Consider the following 18,233-nt stretch of genomic DNA (forward strand, 5'->3'; position numbering starts at 1 on the left):
AGGAACGCGTGCAGGCGTGACGGGGCGCGGACGGTCCGGATTGGGTGAATCGGCGGACGGTGCCGCCCGCGCTCCCTACCCTGGAGGGGTGGAGGACGTGATCGCGACCGGGCGTTCGCTCAAGCACGTCCAGATCCGTGAGTACGTGCGCAGCCTGGTCTCCGGGGGAGCGCCCGGCTCGCCGGCCCCGTCCGAGCGCGAGCTCGTGCAGCGCTTCGGGGTGGCGCGGATGACCGTGCGCCAGGCCCTCGACGCGCTGGTGTCCGAGGGCCTGCTCGAGCGCATCCCGGGCCGCGGCACCTTCGTGTCCCGCCCGCGCCTGGCCCCCTCGCGCATCACCAGCTTCACCGAGGAGATGACCCGGCGCGGGATGCTCGCCGAGTCCCAGACCCTGCTGGCCCGGCGCGAGCAGGCCGGTCCCGGCGTCGCGCGCGCGCTCAACCTCACCGAGGGCGACGCCGTCATCCACTGGCGCCGGCTGCGCCGCGGCGACGGCACGCCGGTGTGCCTGGAGGACGCCTACCTCAACGAGGTGATGCTGCCGGGCTTCCTGCAGCAGGGCATGCCCACCAGCCTCTACGACGCCCTGGCCGCCCGGTCGCTGCGTCCGACCTGGGCCGAGGACTCCGTGGCCGCCGACCGCGTCACGCCGGAGGAGGCCGCGCTGCTCGAGGTCGGCCTCGACGCCGTCGTGCTGCGCCACTCGCGGCGCGCGCTGGCCGGCGAGGCGGTGGTGGAGGTCTCGCGCAGCGTGTACCGCGCCGACCGCTTCACGCTGTGGGTGCAGCTCGGCGACCCCGTCTGAGCCCCGTGTGAGCCCCGGCCATGCCCTGTCCGGGCCCCGATTTGGTGCCCGCCCGCCGCGCACCTAGTCTTGGCCACTGAAACCAGAGACCGCCGGTCGTCGAGGCTCCCGAGCCGAGACCGAAGGCGCCGCTCACGCGGACGACCAGCGCAGGTGACAGAGCATCGCGGATCCCGATCCGTCCACGCCCTGCGGCCTGCGCCCAGGGCGTTTCGCATGTCCGGCACCGGGACGGGCGCGGCGGTCTCCTACGTCCGGAAGGAGACCCATGGCGCGGGCAGACAAGCAGGCCGCCGTCGCGGAGATCACTGAGTCCTTCAGTGACGCCGTCGGCGCCGTGCTGACCGAGTACCGCGGTCTCACCGTGAAGGAGCTGCAGACCCTGCGCCGCTCCCTCGGAGAGAACGCCAGCTACGCCGTGGTCAAGAACACGCTGGCCAAGATCGCCGCCAAGGAGGCGGGGATCGAGGGCTTCGACGATCTTCTGACCGGTCCGACCGCGATCGCCTTCATCTCGGGCGACGTCGTCGAGGCCGCGAAGGGTCTGCGTGACTTTGCCAAGGCCCACCCCACCCTGGTCATCAAGGGTGGCGTTCTGGACGGCCAGATCCTCGACGCGGCGGAGATCGGCAAGCTCGCCGACCTCGAGTCGCGTGAGGTCCTGCTCGGCAAGCTGGCGGGCGCGATGCTCGCTTCGCTCAGCCAGGCCGTCTACCTCCTCAACGCGCCGCTGGCCCAGGCCGCCCGTCTCGCGGGTGCGCTGCAGGCCAAGGCCGAGGAGGACCCCTCGATCCTCGCAGGTGGTGCCGGTGCTCCGGCCGCCGCCGAGGAGGCGCCCGCCGAGGCCGCTGCCGAGGAGGTGACCCCCGCCGACGAGCCCGCCGCCAGCGACGAGCCCGCCGAGGAGGCCGCCGCCGACGCCGCGCCCGAGGCCGAGGCCACCGACGCCTGATCCAGGCGCCACACCACCTGAAACCCCGGTCCGTCCCGGACCGACACACGAAAGGATCGCCCTCATGGCGAAGCTCAGCACCGACGAGCTCCTCGACGCGTTCAAGGAGATGACCCTCATCGAGCTCTCGGAGTTCGTGAAGCAGTTCGAGGAGACCTTCGGCGTCACCGCCGCCGCTCCCGTGGCCGTCGCCGCCGCCCCCGCTGCCGGCGGTGCCGCCGGTGGCGCCGAGGAGGCCGCTGCCCAGGACGAGTTCGACGTCATCCTCGAGTCCGCTGGTGACAAGAAGATCAACGTCATCAAGGAGGTGCGCGCCCTCACCTCGCTCGGCCTGAAGGAGGCCAAGGAGCTGGTCGAGGCCGCTCCCAAGGCCATCCTCGAGAAGGTCAACAAGGAGGCCGCGGACAAGGCCAAGGAGGCCCTCGAGGGCGCCGGCGCCACCGTCACCCTCAAGTGACCCCTCGCAGGCCGCGCCCGTCGCGGCCTGCACCCGATCGAGGCGGTCGTCCCCACGGTGGGGGCGACCGCCTCGTCGCGTTCGCGGGGTGTCTCCCGGGGCGCGACGCCGCCCCGCGCGGCCGCCGACACCACCCCGGTGGCCTCCTGGTCGCCCTGCGTCGAACAGGGCGCTGCACCGGGGGCCGCTTCGGGAGAGGAGATCCCCCGAACGGGGGAGAGCGGGCGCGGGCGCATCCGCTGGTCACGGGTCGGTATCGCCATCCGTCGTCCGCGTGACGCCGGGCACAAAGTTGCGTAACCTCACCGCGTCAGGACCGTTGTTACTGACCAGTGGGGTGTGCGCGCCGACGGGCGCGGTCCACAGCCCGAGCGGTGCGAGAAGGGGAAAGCCACATGGGTGTCGAGATCGCGATCGAGGGCCTCACCAAGTCGTTCGGGAAGTCGCTCATCTGGAGCGATGTGAGCCTGACGGTTCCGGCGGGTGAGATCTGCGTGATGCTGGGCCCCTCGGGTACCGGTAAGTCGGTGCTGTTGAAGACGATCATCGGTCTGCTCAAGCCCGACCGGGGGTCGGTGGTGATCGAGGGTGTCGACATCGCCTCCTGCTCGGAGAAGGACCTGTACGAGATCCGCAAGCTGTTCGGGGTGTTGTTCCAGGACGGTGCGATGTTCGGGTCGATGAACCTGTACGACAACGTGGCGTTCCCTCTGCGTGAGCACACCAAGAAGTCCGAGTCGCAGATCCGCGACATCGTGATGGAGAAGATGGACCTGGTGGGTCTGCTGGGTGCGGAGGACAAGCTGCCCGGTGAGATCTCGGGTGGGATGCGCAAGCGCGCCGGCCTCGCCCGCGCGCTCGTCCTGGACCCTGAGATCGTGCTGTTCGACGAGCCGGACTCGGGTCTGGACCCGGTGCGCACGGCGTTCCTGAACCAGCTGATCGTGGACCTGAACGCGCAGATCGATGCGACGTTCCTGATCGTGACCCATGACATCAACACGGCGCGGACGGTGCCGGACAACATCGGGTTGCTCTACCACAAGCACCTGGCGATGTTCGGTCCGCGGGAGATGCTGCTGTCCAGTGAGGAGCCGGTGGTGCGTCAGTTCCTGAACGCGCAGCGGATCGGTCCGATCGGCATGAGCGAGGAGAAGGACGCCGACGAGCTGGCGGCCGAGAGCGGGCAGGAGCTGCCGCCGTTGCCGCCGATCCCGTTGCAGCTGGAGCCCTCGAACGGGATCCCGCGTCGGTCGCAGCGTGAGCCGGGGGCGTGGTGCCGGGAGAACGGCATCACCCCGCCCCCGGGATCCTTCGCCTCGGCCAACGCCGGGCTCACCCCGGGGACCTGACCGCGCCGATGTCCTCCCTCACCACCCGCGCCCTGGCTCCCATCGGGGCCGCGGGCACCTTGTTCGCCTTCGGACTGGACGTCGCCCGCGGGCTGTTCCGGCGTCCCTTCCAGCTGCGCGAGTTCATCCAGCAGGCCTGGTTCATCGCCTCGGTGACGATCGTCCCGACCGCGCTGGTCGCCATCCCCTTCGGTGCGGTCATCGCGCTGCAGGTCGGTGGCCTGATCAAGCAGTTCGGCGCGCAGTCCTTCACCGGGTCCGCCTCCGTGCTCGCCGTGGTCCAACAGGCCGCACCGATCGCCACGGCGCTGCTGATCGCCGGCGCCGGCGGGTCCGCGATCGCGGCCGACCTCGGCGCCCGCAAGATCCGCGAGGAGCTCGACGCGATGATGGTGCTGGGCATCGACCCGATCCAGCGCCTCGTCGTGCCCCGCGTGCTGGCCTGCATGCTCGTCGCGGTGTTCCTCAACGGCATGGTGAGCGTCGTCGGCGTGGCCGGTGGCTACGTCTTCAACGTCGTCCTCCAGGGCGGCACCCCCGGTGCCTACATCGCCTCCTTCACGGCGCTGGCACAACTCCCCGATCTCTACATCGGCCTGCTCAAGGCGCTGGTGTTCGGTCTGATCGCCGCGATCGTGGCCTCCTACAAGGGCATGAACGCGGGCGGCGGCCCGAAGGGCGTGGGCGATGCGGTGAACGAGTCGGTGGTCATCACCTTCCTGCTGCTGTTCGTCGTCAACTTCACGCTCAGCACCATCTACCTCGAGCTCGTCCCCCCGAAGGTGTGATGCGTCGATGAGCATGCTCAAGTCGGCCGCCCAGCGGCCGTTGGACTCCTTGGACAACCTCGGGAGCCAGCTCGCCTTCTACCTGCGTGCGCTCATCGCGACGCCGCGCTCGGTGCTGCGCTACCCGAAGGAGGTGCTGCGCATCCTCGCCGAGGTCACCCTCGGCTCCGGGTCGCTCGCCGTCATCGGCGGCACCGTCGGCGTCATCGTCGGCATGACCTTCTTCACCGGCGCCCAGGTGGGCCTGTCGGGCTACGCCGCGCTGAACCAGCTCGGCACCGCACCGCTGGCGGGCTTCGTCTCGGCCTACTTCAACACCCGTGAGATCGCCCCGCTGGTGGCCGGTATCGCGCTGGCCGCCACGGTCGGCTGCGGCTTCACCGCCCAGCTCGGCGCCATGCGGATCTCCGAGGAGGTCGACGCCCTCGAGGTGATGGCCATCCCCTCGATGCCCTACCTGGTCACCACCCGCATCGTCGGCGGCCTGATCGCGATCATCCCGCTCTACGTGGTGGGCCTGCTGTCCTCCTACGTCGCCAGCCAGCTGATCATCACCAAGTACTACGGTCAGTCACCCGGCACGTACAACCACTACTTCTTCACCTTCCTGCCCCCCGGCGACGTGCTGTGGTCCTTCGGCAAGGTGCTGGTCTTCGCGGTCGTGGTGATCCTGATCCACTGCTACTACGGCTTCACCGCCTCCGGTGGTCCGGCCGGCGTCGGCGTGGCCGTGGGTCGCGCGGTGCGCACGAGCATCGTGGCCGTGAACGTGATCGACCTCTTCCTCTCGATGGCCATCTGGGGAGCAACGACAACCGTGAGACTGGCGGGGTGAGCGCGACGTGCTGAACCGGATCCTCGGAGCCACCAAGACACTGGGTGTGGCCTTCCTCGTCCTGCTGCTGCTGGCGGTCTACCTGACCTATGCGATCTTCACCAAGAAGTTCACCGACTACGACCGGGTGACCCTGCAGACCAGCTCCATCGGTCTGCAGCTGCCCAAGCGCGCCGACGTCAAGATCCGCGGTGTGATCGTGGGCGAGGTCCTGGACTTCACCCCCAACGCCGACGGCGTCGCCCTCGAGCTCGGGATGTACCCCGACAAGATCGGGGAGGTGCCGGCCAACGTCACCGGGTCGATCGTGCCCAAGACGCTGTTCGGCGAGAAGTACGTCGACCTCGTCATCCCGGGCGACCCGGAGGGCACCCTGCAGGCCGGTGCGGTCATCGAGCGCACCGAGCTCCCGGTCGAGGTCGAGAAGGTCCTCTCCGACCTGCTGCCGCTGCTGCGCGCGGTGCAGCCGGAGAAGCTCAACATGACCCTGAGCGCCATCGCCACCGCCCTCGACGGCCGCGGCGAGCAGCTCGGCGAGACGATCGAGACCCTCGACTCCTACCTCAAGCGCTTCAACCCCCAGCTGCCGCAGCTGGTGGAGGACCTGCGCAAGACCGCCGAGGTGTCCGACACCTACTCCGACATCCTGCCCGAGGTCGCCTCCATCCTCGACGACACCGTGATCACCACCGGCACCCTCGAGGACCGCTCCTCCCAGGTCACCCGGCTCTACGACGACGTCGCGAGCCTGGCCGACACCGCCCGGATCTTCCTCACCGACAACGAGGAGGCGCTGGTGCGGGCGGGTGAGCTCTCCACCGCACAGCTGCGGGTGTTCTCCCGCTACTCCACGATCTTCCCCTGCCTGACCGAGGGCCTGGTGAAGGTCGGCAAGCTGCAGGCCGAGGCGTTCCGCGACTTCAAGCTGCACATCGTGCTCGAGACCCTGCCGCGCCAGCCGCGGGCCTACACTCCGGCCGACAAGCCGCGGATCGGTGAGAACCGCGGCCCGTCGTGCGTGAACCTGCCCAACCCGCCGTGGAGCCAGGCCAACCCGGTCAAGCGCCAGCCGAACTTCGACGACGGCGTCGACAGCCCCACCGGCAAGGGCACCGAGCGGGTCGCCCCGCAGTTCGGCGCCAGCGTGCCCTCGGGCGCCGGCTACGCCAACAGCCCCGAGGAGTTCGACCTGTACCGGAGTCTGATCGCCCCGACCCTCGGCATCACCCCCGAGCAGGTGGGCGACCTCGGTCCGCTCCTGCTCGGCCCGATGGCGCGCGGCGCGGAGGTGACCCTGCGATGAAGCTGCTCGACAAGAAGACCTCCGGCGACCTCGTCCGGCTGCTGATCTTCATCCTCGTGACCTCGATGGCCACCGGGGTGCTGGTGATCCTCATCGGCAACCTCAACTTCGCCTCGACCCGCTCCTACAAGGCCGTGTTCACCGACGCCACCGGCGTCTTCCCGGGCGACGACGTGCGCATCGCGGGCGTGAAGGTGGGCTCGGTGCAGGACATCGAGATCGTCGACGCCGAGGCCGACAGCGCGGTGAAGCAGGCGATGATCACCTTCTCCGTCCAGGAGGGCACCACGCTGGACCGCGCCAGCCAGGTCGCGATCCGCTACCGCAACCTCGTGGGCCAGCGCTACCTCTCGGTCACCCAGGGGATCGGCGACACCGACGTCCTGCCGGCCGACGCGACGATCCCGGTGAGCCAGACCCAGCCGGCGCTCGACCTCACCGTGCTCTTCGACGGCTTCAAGCCGCTGTTCGAGGCGCTGAGCCCCGACGACCTCAACAAGCTGTCCTTCGAGGTCGTCCAGGTCTTCCAGGGCGAGGGCGGCACGCTGGAGAGCCTGCTCTCCTCCACCGCCTCGGTCACCTCGACCCTTGCCGACCGCGACGCCGTGATCGGTCAGCTGCTGGACAACCTCAACGTCGTGCTGGAGCGCATCGGCGACCGCGACGAGGAGCTGTCGGCGCTGATCATCAGCTTCAAGAACCTGGTGTCCGGTCTCAAGGACGACCGCGAGGCGATCCTGGACTCCTTCGACCAGATCACCGACCTCTCGGTGCAGACCGCCGACCTGGTGAAGAACATCCGCGCGCCGTTCGTGCGCGACATCGCCCAGCTGCGCCGCCTGGCGCGCAACCTCGACCAGGGCAAGGCCGAGATCGACCGCGCGCTGCAGGTGCTGCCCATCAAGCTCGAGAAGGTCGGCCGCACGGCGATCTACGGCTCGTGGTTCAACTTCTACCTGTGCGACTTCAAGGGCACCATCCAGCTCCCGGGCCGCCGCGTGGACATCGCGCCGCCCGCGGGCTTCATCGGTGGCGAGCGATGCGACCTGGCGAGGAGTTGAGATGGCGATGAAGCCCTTCCGCGAGCGCAACCCGATCATCATCGGGGCGGCGAGCATCCTCACCCTGGTGCTCCTGATCGCCGTGGCCCTGCAGGCCGGCAAGCTGCCGATCATCGGCGGCGGCGACGTCTACTACGCCGAGTTCAGCGAGGCCGGCGGCCTCAAGACGGGCGACGAGGTCCGGGTCGCCGGCGTGCGGGTCGGCAAGGTCGAGACGATCGAGCTGGTCGACGGCGTCGTGCGGGTCGGGTTCCGCATGGAGAACGACGAGGACCTCGGCGCGCAGACCGGTGCCGCCATCCGGATCAAGACCCTGCTCGGGGCGATGTTCGTGGCGCTGCAGCCCGCCGGCGACGGCGAGCTCGAGCCCGACGACGTCATCCCCGTGGAGCGCACCTCCTCGCCGTTCGACGTCGTCGACGCCTTCGAGGGCCTCGCCGACACGATCGGTGAGTCCTCGGCCACCGGCATCGACACCGACCAGCTGGCCCGGTCGCTCACCACGCTGGCCGACCTGTCGCGCAACACGCCCGAGGAGTTCCGGGGCGCCCTGGACGGGGTCTCCCGGCTCTCGCGCAACCTCGCGGCGCGCGACGACCAGATCAACTCCCTGCTCGTCAACCTCAAGCGGGTCACCTCGGTGCTCGACGACCGCGACACCGACCTGATCTCGCTGATGAAGGACGCCGACGTGCTCTTCGAGGCGCTGCTGCAGCGCCGCGAGCAGGTGCACCAGCTGCTGGTCGCGACCTCGGAGATCTCCACCGAGCTCACGGCGTTCGCCCGCGACTCCCGCGAGGACCTCAAGCCGGCCCTGGCCGACCTCAAGAGCGTCCTGGACGTCCTGAACAAGAACGAGAACAACCTCGACCGGTCGCTGCGCCTGATGGCGCCGTTCTACCGGGTGTTCACCAACACCCTCGGCACGGGCCCGTGGTTCGACACCTACATCTCGAACCTGCCGCCGATCCCGAGCCTCACCGGAGGAGCTGGCTGATGGCCACCGCATCGACGAACGCGCTCACCGGCACGCTGCGCCGCGTGGCGGCGCCCCTGCTGATCGTCGCCCTGGTGATCGGGGCGGCCGTGGTCCTGCTCGGCGGGGGCGACGGCGGCCAGAAGAAGCTCACGGCCTACTTCCCGCGCACCGTCTCGCTCTACGAGGGCAGCGACGTGCGGGTGCTGGGAGTGCGCATCGGCACCGTCGACTCCGTCGTGCCCGAGGGCGACAAGGTCCGGGTCGAGATGACCTACGACGCCGACGTGAAGATCCCCAGCCGCGCCTCCGCGGTGATCATCGCGCCCTCGATCGTCGGCGACCGCTACATCCAGCTGACCCCGGCCTACAAGTCGGGGGAGGAGCTGGAGGACAACGCCAGCCTCGACATGGCCCGCACCGAGGTGCCGCTCGAGCTCGACGACATCTACGCCAGCCTCGACCGCCTCACCGTCGCGCTCGGCCCGACCGGAGCGAACCGCACCGGCGCGCTCACCGACCTGCTGCAGGTCACGGCGGCCAACTTCAGCGGTCAGGGCGAGAAGTTCAACCAGACCGTGCGTGACTTCGCGACGTTGAGCCAGACCCTCGACGACAACAAGGACGAGCTGTTCGGCGCCACCGCCGAGCTGCAGCAGTTCATCACCACCCTGGCCGACAACGACGACACCGTGCAGCAGTTCAACGACTCCCTCGGCCGCGTCTCCGGGCTGCTCGCCGACGAGCGCGACGACCTCGCCACCGCCCTGCGCAACCTCGGTGTCGCGCTGGACGAGGTGGGCGGCTTCGTCGCCGAGAACCGCGACCTGCTGGGCAAGAACATCACCGGCCTCAACCGCGTCGTGCAGGTGCTCGTGCGCCAGCGCGACAACCTCGCCGAGGTGCTGAGGACCGCCCCCGTCGCGCTGAACAACCTCGCGCTGACCTACAACCCCGACACCGGCACCCTCGACACCAACGCCAACATCGGCAACCTCGAGAAGGAGATCGCGAACAACCCGACGCTCCTGCTGTGCTCGCTGCTCGCGGCGAACGACCCCAACGGCCGGCTGTGCGACCTCGTCGACAGCCTCGGCCTGCCGCGCACCAGCCCGTTCGGGCCCGGCACCGGCACCTCCGTCACCGCGGAGTCCGATCCCAGCCTCGGCGGCATCCTCGGGAGGAGCAAGTGATGCGCGCACGGATCCCCGGTCGCGGCGTGCGGGCCGGCCTGGCCCTGCTCGTCGGCACCCTGGCGTTCAGCGGCTGCGGCGTCGACGTCTACCAGCTTCCCCTGCCGGGCGGCACCGACGTCGGCGACGACCCGATCAACGTCACCGTCTACTTCAACGACGTGCTGGACCTGGTGCCCAAGAGCTCGGTCAAGGTCGACGACCTCAGCGTCGGCCAGGTCACCGACGTCGAGCTGGACGGCTACACCGCCAAGGTCGAGCTGACCCTGCGCGACGACGTCGACCTGCCGGCCAACGCCGTCGCCACCATCCGGCAGACCAGCCTGCTCGGCGAGAAGTTCGTGTCGCTGTCCGCCCCGGAGACCGGCGCGTCCTCCGAGCGCCTGACCGACGACGCCGTGATCCCGATCGAGCGCACCGGGCGCAACCCGGAGGTCGAGGAGGTGTTCAGCGCGCTGAGCCTGGTGCTCAACGGCGGTGGCATCGCCAAGGTCAAGACGATCGCCCAGGAGCTCAACAAGGCGCTCGGCGGCCGCGAGGAGGCCGCGAAGTCGGCCCTCAACCAGCTGGCCGTGTTCACCGGTCAGCTCGACCGCAACAAGGCCGACATCGTCAACGCGATCGAGGCCCTCAACCGGCTCGCCGTCACCGCTCGCGGACAGATCGGCAGCATCGAGAACGCCCTCGACGAGCTGCCCAGCGCGCTGGACTCCCTCGACGCCCAGCGCGGCGACCTGGTGAAGATGCTGCAGGCGCTGGAGAAGCTCGGCGGCATCGGCACCCGGGTGATCGAGCGCTCCAAGGAGTCGACGATCGAGACGATCCGTCAGCTCGAGCCGGTGCTCACCCAGCTCGCCGACTCCGGCCAGAACCTCGTGGACTCCTTCAACGTCGCGCTCACCTACCCCTTCGTGGACGAGGTGGTCGGCCGCGACCCGGTGGTCGCCGACCGGCTCCAGATGGGCGACTACACCAACCTCTCGGTGCAGCTCGACATCGACCTCACCGACCCGCCGGACCTGCCCGGGATCCCGTGCGACCCGCTCTCGGCGATCCCCGCCGACAGCCCGTTGGGCAGCATCGACGTCACCGGACTGTGCGAGGACGCCCAGGACGCGATCGCCGCGTGCGTGAACAACCCCTCCTTCCGCACCTGCCAGGCGCTGCCGGCCGGCATCATCGGCTCGGTCTGCGACAACATCAGCCCGCGCCTGCCGCTGCTGTGCGGCCGGCTCGGTGCCTCCGGCGGCCAGGGCGGCACCGGGGGGCTCGGCGGCGTCGTCGGCGGCCTGACCGGGGGACTGACGGGCGGCCTCGGCGGCCTGCTGAACCGGCCCGCGACCGGCGCGGCCGCCACCGGCACGTCGACCACCCGCAGCTACACCGTGGGTGAGCTCATGGACCTCTACGACCCGGCCCTCGTGGGCCTGATGATCCCCGGGATGGTGCTGCGATGATCACCCGTCGGACCAAGATCCAGCTGCTGGTCTTCGTCGTCATCACCCTGCTCGGCGTCACCTACGTCGGCGCGCGCTACGCGCGGCTCGACAAGCTCTTCCTCGACACCGACTACCGGGTGGTGGCCCACTTCAGCGAGTCCGGCGGCGTGTTCACCGGCGCCGAGGTCACCTACCGCGGCGTCGCGGTCGGCCAGGTCTCGGACATGGTCCTCACCGCCGACGGCGTGGACGTCGTGCTGGCGATCGAGAACAGCCACGACGACATCCCGGCCGACACCCTCGCGGTGGTCGGCAACCGCTCGGCGGTCGGTGAGCAGTTCGTCGAGCTGCAGCCCCAGGTCGCCGACGGCCCGGTGCTGGAGGAGGGGTCGCAGATCCCGGTCGAGAACACCCGGACCCCGCTGCCCACCACCACGCTGCTCACGAACCTGTCGAACACCGTCAGCTCGGTGGACAAGGACGCCCTCGCGACCACCGTCGACGAGCTGGGCAAGGCCTTCGCCGGGACCGGCGACGACCTGCAGACGATCCTCGACACCACGAGCAGCTTCGTCGAGACCGCCTCGGACAACCTCGACATCACCACCAAGCTGATCCAGGACGGCAACGTCGTGCTCGACGGCCAGATCGCCAGCGAGTCCTCGCTGCGCACCTTCGCCGACCAGCTCTCGCTGTTCAGCGACACCCTGGCCGGCGCGAACGGCGACCTCGAGAACGTCATCGACAACGGGTCCTTCGCCGCCAACCAGCTGCGCGGCTTCCTCGAGGACAACAAGGTCGACCTCAGCGCCCTGCTGAACAACCTGGTCACCACCGGTGAGGTCGTCACGAAGTACCTGCCCGGCATCCAGCAGGTCTTCGTGATCTACCCCTACGTGGTCGAGGGCGGCTTCAGCGTGGTCTCCAAGGACCCGGTGACGGGTCTCTACGACGCGCACTTCGGCATGATCATCACGAACAAGGCCGTGTGCTACGAGGGCTACAAGGGCACCGACCGGCGGCCGCCGTCGGACGGCAGCAACCGGCCGATGAACCTCGACGCGCGCTGCACGGAGCCCGCCGCGGTCACCAACGCCCGCGGTGCCCAGAACATCCCGCGGGTCGGCCCGGACTACGGCGAGCAGGTCGTGGCCAGCTACGACCCCGAGACCGGCGACCTCGCCTGGGGTGACGACCAGCAGCCGGCCGGCTTGGACGCTCCCGATAGCGTGGCCCCCCGGTCGTTCGGGAAGGATGCATGGACGTGGCTGTACCTCGAGCCGTTGACGGCGGGGAAGTAGCGGCACCGGGCGGTCCTGCGTCCCCGGCCCCGCGCGGGCCGGTGGTGGTCACGGCGGTCGCGGCCGTCGTGGCCCTGGCCTGCCTGGTGGTGCTGGGCGTGCTCGTGGCGACGGCGTCGGGCGGTCCCGTCGACCGGGTCGCCTCGCTGGTCGGGGTCTCCCCGGACGCCGACGGCACCGCCGACGACCCCGCCCTGCGGGAGACCGTGATGCGCCAGGCCGACCAGTTCGTGCTGCGCATCAACACCTACGGCCCCGAGGACCTCGGCGAGGACGGCACCCTGACCGCCTACGCCGACCGGGTCCGCGAGGTGATCACCCCCAAGTTCGCCGTCGACTTCGAGAACCAGGGCCTGCCCCTGGCGGAGCAGAGCGTGGCGCAGGCCGGCGCCGGACGCACGGTGAAGATCTTCGCCACCGGCACCCAGAGCCTCGACGCCGATACCGCGACCGTGCTCGTGGCCGGAGCCCTCACCGCCTCGGTGCCCGACTCCCGCCAGGAGGGCCGGGTGGAGTTCGACCCGACGCCGTTCCGCTGGCAGGTCGACCTCGTGCGCACCGACGGCAGCTGGCTGGTCGACGGCTTCGTGCCCGTCACCGGCGTGCCCGAGAGCACCGGCGGCGCGACCCCGCAGCCCACCCCCCAGCCGACGCCGCAGCCGACGCCGCAGTCGACGCAGCAGCCCACCGGCCAGCCGAGCGGCCCGGCCTCCCCGCGCCCGAGCGGCCAGGCCACCGGAGGCGCCCGATGAACGGCCCGAGCTGGTACGACGTCCTCGGGGTCGCGCCGAGCGCCACCACCGCCGAGATCGAGGCCGCCTGGCAGGCCGAGACGGCCGGTCGCACTCCCGCGGACCGGCGCTTCCGGCTCGCCACGCAGGCCGCCGAGGTCCTGCTCGACGCCGAGGCCCGCGCCGCCTACGACGCGACCCTGACCCCCGCCGAGCCCGCCGAGCCCGCCGAGCCCGCCGGACCCGAGGCGTCGGCCGACGTGCCGCTCGCCGCCGGGCCCGGGCCGGCCGCGGACACGGCCTCCGGCGACCCGGCCCCGACCGAGGCGATCCGGCTGGACAAGCCCGCCCCGCCCACCGATGAGCCGGCGGCGGAGCCGACCGGGGACGCGGCCCCGGCCGCCCCGCGTCGTGCCGTGATCGCCGCCGCCGTGGCGGTGGTGCTGCTCGCCTTCACCGTCGTCGCGGTGGTCCTGCGTCCCGACACCGCCGAGACCGATTCGACCCTGCCCGACGCCGCCGAGGTCACCGCGGCACGGGCGGCCGCCGAGGCCGCCGTCGTGCCGGTGCTGTCCTACGACTACCGCGACCTCGACGCCTCGCGGGCCGCGGCCGTCTCCTACCTCACCCCGGCCTACGCCGAGGAGTACACGCGCAACTTCGACGCCTACATCACCGAGTTGGCACCGCAGAGCAGGACGATCGTGACCACCCGCCTGGTGGCCTCCTCGATCGTGCGCACCGGCCCGGACCGCGTCGACGTGCTGGTGTTCGTGAACCGGCCCACCCAGAACTCCACCCGCACGGTGGAGTACAAGGACTTCGTGACCCTGCAGATGGTGCGCAGCGGCGACCGCTGGCTGGTCGGCTGCCTGGTCACCCAGGACGGCGGGGCCTGCACCGACTGACGCCGGCCCGGGTCCGGCCCCGGGTCCGACGCGGGTCCGACGCGGGTCCGACGGCGGTCCGACGGCCCCGGGACGGGACGCGGTGTGGCGCGGGCCGCACCGCGGGGGCACCCCTCGGTGCTTGACCCTGTCGCCCGCGAGGGTCATGATTCCGACACGTCCAGCGAACACCAGCGCCGCGGGGTTGATGCGCGCGCCCGCGTCGGGTAACGTGGCGCTTTGCGTTTGCCCTCAAATACTCTTCGGCCTGCCCGGTGGCCGAAGCCGGGGTGGGTAGACGCTCTCCACCGCGTTTGAAGTCGAAGGACGTCTCTTGGCCGCGCGCAGCTCCGCCAGTTCCGCCACCAACCGCCGCATCTCGTTCGCGAAGATCTCCGAGCCCCTCGAGGTTCCCCAGCTCCTCTCCCTCCAGACCGACAGCTTCGACTGGCTGATCGGCAACGAGGCGTGGAAGGCCGAGGTCGCGGCGCGTCAGACCGCCGGCGAGGATGTCTCGCCGAAGTCCGGTCTGCAGGAGATCTTCGAGGAGATCTCCCCGATCGAGGACTTCTCCGAGACGATGTCGCTCTCGTTCGAGAACCCGGTCTTCTACGACCCCAAGTACTCGATCGAGGAGTGCAAGGAGAAGGACTTCACCTACTCCGCGCCCCTCTACGTCTCCGCCGAGTTCACCAACAACGACACCGGTGAGATCAAGGGCCAGACGGTCTTCATGGGCGACTTCCCGCTCATGACCCCCAAGGGCACCTTCGTCATCAACGGCACCGAGCGCGTCGTGGTCAGCCAGCTGGTCCGCAGCCCCGGCGTCTACTTCGAGCGCAGCCTGGACAAGGTGTCCGACAAGGACGTCTTCACCGCTCGCATCATCCCCAGCCGCGGCGCCTGGCTCGAGTTCGAGATCGACAAGCGCGACATGGTCGGCGTGCGCCTGGACCGCAAGCGCAAGCAGAACATCACGGTGCTGCTCAAGGCCCTCCAGGCCGTGGCCGAGGAGCTCGGCGAGGAGTACGACTACGAGGCGGTCATGGCCGACCTCCGCTCCTTCGAGTCCATCCAGCTCACCGAGGAGAAGGACCACACCCAGGGTCCCGACGACGCGCTGCTCGACATCTACCGCAAGCTGCGTCCCGGCGAGCCGCCCACGCGCGAGGCCGCCCTCACCCTGTTGAAGAACTACTACTTCAACCCCAAGCGCTACGACCTCGCCAAGGTCGGTCGCTACAAGATCAACAAGAAGCTCGGCGCGGAGCAGGCCTTCGACCAGCAGACCCTCACGATCGCCGACATCGTCGCCGCGATCCGCTACATCGTGGCGCTGCACGACGACCGGGCCAGCATCGAGACCCCCCACGGTGAGCTCGAGGTCGCGGCCGACGACATCGACCACTTCGGCAACCGGCGCATGCGCACGGTGGGCGAGCTGATCCAGAACCAGCTGCGCACCGGCCTGGCGCGCATGGAGCGCGTGGTCCGCGAGCGGATGACCACCCAGGACGTCGAGGCCATCACCCCGCAGTCGCTGATCAACATCCGCCCCGTCGTCGCGGCGCTGAAGGAGTTCTTCGGCACCTCGCAGCTGAGCCAGTTCATGGACCAGACCAACCCGATCGCGGGCCTGACGCACAAGCGTCGTCTCAACGCCCTCGGCCCCGGCGGTCTGTCCCGCGACCGCGCCGGCATGGAGGTCCGCGACGTCCACCCGTCGCACTACGGCCGCATGTGCCCCATCGAGACCCCCGAGGGCCCGAACATCGGTCTGATCGGCTCGCTGGCCTCCTTCGGCCGGATCAACCCGTTCGGCTTCATCGAGACCCCGTACCGCAAGGTCGAGGCCGGCCGGGTCACCGACCAGATCGACTACCTCACCGCCGACGACGAGGACCGCTACGTCATCGCGCAGGCCAACGCGACCCTCGACGAGGCCGGCCGCTTCGTCGACGACCGCGTGCTGGTGCGCCAGCGCCACGGCGAGGTCTCCGAGGTCGCGGCCGCCGAGGTCGACTACATCGACGTCTCGCCGCGCCAGATGGTGTCGGTCGCGACCGCACTGATCCCGTTCCTCGAGCACGACGACGCCAACCGCGCGCTCATGGGCGCCAACATGCAGCGTCAGGCCGTGCCGCTGATCAAGTCCGACGCCCCGCTGGTCGGCACCGGCATCGAGTACCGCGCCGCCGTCGACGCCGGCGACGTCGTGGTGGCCGAGCACGCCGGTGTGGTCAAGGAGGTCTCCGCCGACCTCGTCGAGACCATGAACGACGACGGCACCTACACCACCTACAAGCTGGCCAAGTTCCGCCGCTCCAACCAGGGCACCTGCATCAACCAGCGCCCGCTGGTGGTCGAGGGCGACCGCGTCGAGGTCGGCAGCCCGATCGCCGACGGTCCGTGCACCGACCAGGCCGAGATGGCGCTGGGCACGAACCTGCTCGTCGCGTTCATGCCGTGGCAGGGCCACAACTACGAGGACGCGATCATCCTCAGCCAGCGCCTGGTGCAGGAGGACATCCTCACCTCGATCCACATCGAGGAGCACGAGGTCGACGCCCGCGACACCAAGCTGGGTCCGGAGGAGATCACCCGCGACATCCCCAACGTCTCCGAGGAGATGCTGGCCGACCTCGACGAGCGCGGCATCATCCGCATCGGCGCCGAGGTCACCACGGGCGACATCCTGGTCGGCAAGGTCACGCCCAAGGGCGAGACCGAGCTGACCCCCGAGGAGCGGCTGCTGCGCGCGATCTTCGGTGAGAAGGCGCGCGAGGTCCGCGACACCTCGATGAAGGTGCCCCACGGTGAGTCCGGCACCGTCATCGGCGTGCGGGTCTTCGACCGCGAGGACGGCGACGAGCTGCCCCCGGGCGTGAACCAGCTGGTCCGCGTCTACGTGGCGCAGAAGCGCAAGATCTCGGTGGGCGACAAGCTCGCCGGCCGCCACGGCAACAAGGGCGTCATCGCCAAGATCCTGCCGATCGAGGACATGCCGTTCATGGACGACGGCACCCCGGTCGACGTGATCCTCAACCCGCTCGGTGTCCCGCGACGCATGAACATCGGCCAGATCCTCGAGCTGCACCTGGGCTGGCTGGCCAAGCAGGGCTGGGACCTCAACCTCTCCGGTGCGCCCGACGACGCGGACTGGAAGCAGCGGCTGATCAAGATCCACGCCGACACCGCCGAGCCCAACACCCCGGTCGCGACCCCGGTGTTCGACGGTGCCCGCGAGGACGAGATCACCGGTCTGCTCGGGGCCACGATCCCCAACCGCGACGGCGTGCGGATGATCGACGAGACCGGCAAGGCGCGGCTCTTCGACGGCCGCTCCGGCGAGCCGTTCCCGGACCCGGTCTCGGTGGGCTACATGTACATCCTCAAGCTGCACCACCTGGTCGACGACAAGATCCACGCGCGCTCGACCGGCCCGTACTCGATGATCACGCAGCAGCCGCTGGGCGGTAAGGCCCAGTTCGGTGGCCAGCGGTTCGGCGAGATGGAGGTGTGGGCGATGGAGGCCTACGGCGCGGCCTACGCGCTGCAGGAGCTGCTCACCATCAAGTCCGACGACGTCCCCGGTCGTGTCAAGGTCTACGAGGCCATCGTCAAGGGCGAGAACATCCCCGACTCGGGCATCCCCGAGTCGTTCAAGGTGCTCGTCAAGGAGATGCAGTCGCTCTGCCTCAACGTCGAGGTGCTCTCGCAGGACGGCACCACGATCGAGATGCGCGACGCGGAGGAGGACGTCTTCCGCGCCGCCGAGGAGCTCGGCATCGATCTCTCCCGCCGCGAGCCCAGCTCGGTCGAAGAGGTCTGACCCGCCCACGATCCCGGCCGCGCCGCGGTGCACACCGCGCCGGCCGGGGTCCCGGGGGCATCGACCTCCGCCATCTCTTATCTGCTTTGAGTAACTACGAAGGGTTGCAGCCACCGTGCTCGACGTGAACTTCTTCGACCAGCTTCAGATCGGCCTGGCCACCGCGGAGGACATCCGCACCTGGAGCCACGGCGAGGTCAAGAAGCCGGAGACCATCAACTACCGCACGCTCAAGCCCGAGCGTGACGGCCTCTTCTGCGAGAAGATCTTCGGTCCCACCCGGGACTGGGAGTGCTACTGCGGCAAGTACAAGCGCGTGCG

The 18,233-nt window shown here is 69.9% G+C and carries 15 protein-coding genes and 1 pseudogene; all 16 read left to right on the forward strand.

All coding sequences use genetic code 11. The annotated features are described in order from the left end of the window. Positions 1-88: 88 nt before the first annotated feature. Complete coding sequence (locus tag ACERUJ_RS13550; protein WP_370249149.1) at positions 89-805, forward strand: GntR family transcriptional regulator; 717 nt, start codon at positions 89-91, stop codon at positions 803-805. A 268-nt stretch (positions 806-1,073) separates the two neighbouring features. Continuing rightward, entirely contained in the window at positions 1,074-1,757 is a 684-nt protein-coding gene (gene rplJ / locus ACERUJ_RS13555; RefSeq protein ID WP_370249152.1) for a 50S ribosomal protein L10, read from the forward strand. 64 nt (positions 1,758-1,821) lie between these two features. Then, positions 1,822-2,214 carry a 50S ribosomal protein L7/L12 gene (gene rplL / locus ACERUJ_RS13560; protein ID WP_370249154.1) on the forward strand — a complete coding sequence of 131 codons (393 nt, stop codon included), beginning with the start codon at positions 1,822-1,824 and terminating at the stop codon, positions 2,212-2,214. 395 nt (positions 2,215-2,609) lie between these two features. Continuing rightward, positions 2,610-3,566 (forward strand): ABC transporter ATP-binding protein, encoded by a 957-nt coding sequence (locus tag ACERUJ_RS13565; RefSeq protein WP_370249155.1) that lies wholly within the window; start codon positions 2,610-2,612, stop codon positions 3,564-3,566. 8 nt (positions 3,567-3,574) lie between these two features. Beyond that, positions 3,575-4,354, forward strand: a complete 780-nt coding sequence (locus ACERUJ_RS13570) for an MlaE family ABC transporter permease (RefSeq protein WP_370249156.1) — start codon at positions 3,575-3,577, stop codon at positions 4,352-4,354. Between the two features lie 7 nt (positions 4,355-4,361). Further along, on the forward strand, positions 4,362-5,189 hold the full coding sequence (locus tag ACERUJ_RS13575; protein ID WP_370249158.1) for an MlaE family ABC transporter permease: 828 nt from the start codon (positions 4,362-4,364) through the stop codon (positions 5,187-5,189). A 7-nt stretch (positions 5,190-5,196) separates the two neighbouring features. Beyond that, on the forward strand, positions 5,197-6,492 hold the full coding sequence (locus ACERUJ_RS13580) for an MCE family protein (RefSeq protein ID WP_370249160.1): 1,296 nt from the start codon (positions 5,197-5,199) through the stop codon (positions 6,490-6,492). Then, a complete protein-coding gene (locus ACERUJ_RS13585; RefSeq protein WP_370249161.1) occupies positions 6,489-7,553 on the forward strand; it encodes an MCE family protein in 1,065 nt (354 codons plus the stop codon). Before ACERUJ_RS13580 ends, ACERUJ_RS13585 begins: the two co-directional genes overlap by 4 nt. Position 7,554: 1 nt before the next feature. Beyond that, positions 7,555-8,550: an MCE family protein gene (locus ACERUJ_RS13590; protein WP_370249162.1), complete on the forward strand. Its 996-nt coding sequence runs from the start codon at positions 7,555-7,557 to the stop codon at positions 8,548-8,550. Continuing rightward, entirely contained in the window at positions 8,550-9,722 is a 1,173-nt protein-coding gene (locus ACERUJ_RS13595; RefSeq protein ID WP_370249164.1) for an MCE family protein, read from the forward strand. The genes ACERUJ_RS13590 and ACERUJ_RS13595 overlap by 1 nt, the downstream gene beginning before the upstream one ends. Further along, positions 9,722-11,179, forward strand: coding sequence for an MCE family protein (locus ACERUJ_RS13600; protein ID WP_370249167.1), 1,458 nt, complete (start codon positions 9,722-9,724; stop codon positions 11,177-11,179). Before ACERUJ_RS13595 ends, ACERUJ_RS13600 begins: the two co-directional genes overlap by 1 nt. Continuing rightward, positions 11,176-12,462 (forward strand): MlaD family protein, encoded by a 1,287-nt coding sequence (locus ACERUJ_RS13605; protein WP_370249168.1) that lies wholly within the window; start codon positions 11,176-11,178, stop codon positions 12,460-12,462. The genes ACERUJ_RS13600 and ACERUJ_RS13605 overlap by 4 nt, the downstream gene beginning before the upstream one ends. A gap of 44 nt (positions 12,463-12,506) precedes the next feature. Continuing rightward, a complete protein-coding gene (locus ACERUJ_RS13610; protein WP_372715309.1) occupies positions 12,507-13,214 on the forward strand; it encodes a hypothetical protein in 708 nt (235 codons plus the stop codon). Further along, a complete protein-coding gene (locus ACERUJ_RS13615) occupies positions 13,211-14,101 on the forward strand; it encodes a J domain-containing protein (RefSeq protein WP_370249171.1) in 891 nt (296 codons plus the stop codon). The genes ACERUJ_RS13610 and ACERUJ_RS13615 overlap by 4 nt, the downstream gene beginning before the upstream one ends. Before the next feature lie 313 nt (positions 14,102-14,414). Further along, complete coding sequence (gene rpoB, locus ACERUJ_RS13620; RefSeq protein WP_370249173.1) at positions 14,415-17,912, forward strand: DNA-directed RNA polymerase subunit beta; 3,498 nt, start codon at positions 14,415-14,417, stop codon at positions 17,910-17,912. A 115-nt stretch (positions 17,913-18,027) separates the two neighbouring features. Then, a pseudogene (locus tag ACERUJ_RS13625) lies at positions 18,028-18,233 on the forward strand (DNA-directed RNA polymerase subunit beta); the annotation flags it as partial.

Source organism: Nocardioides sp. (assembly GCF_964228225.1).
GTDB lineage: Bacteria > Actinomycetota > Actinomycetes > Propionibacteriales > Nocardioidaceae > Nocardioides.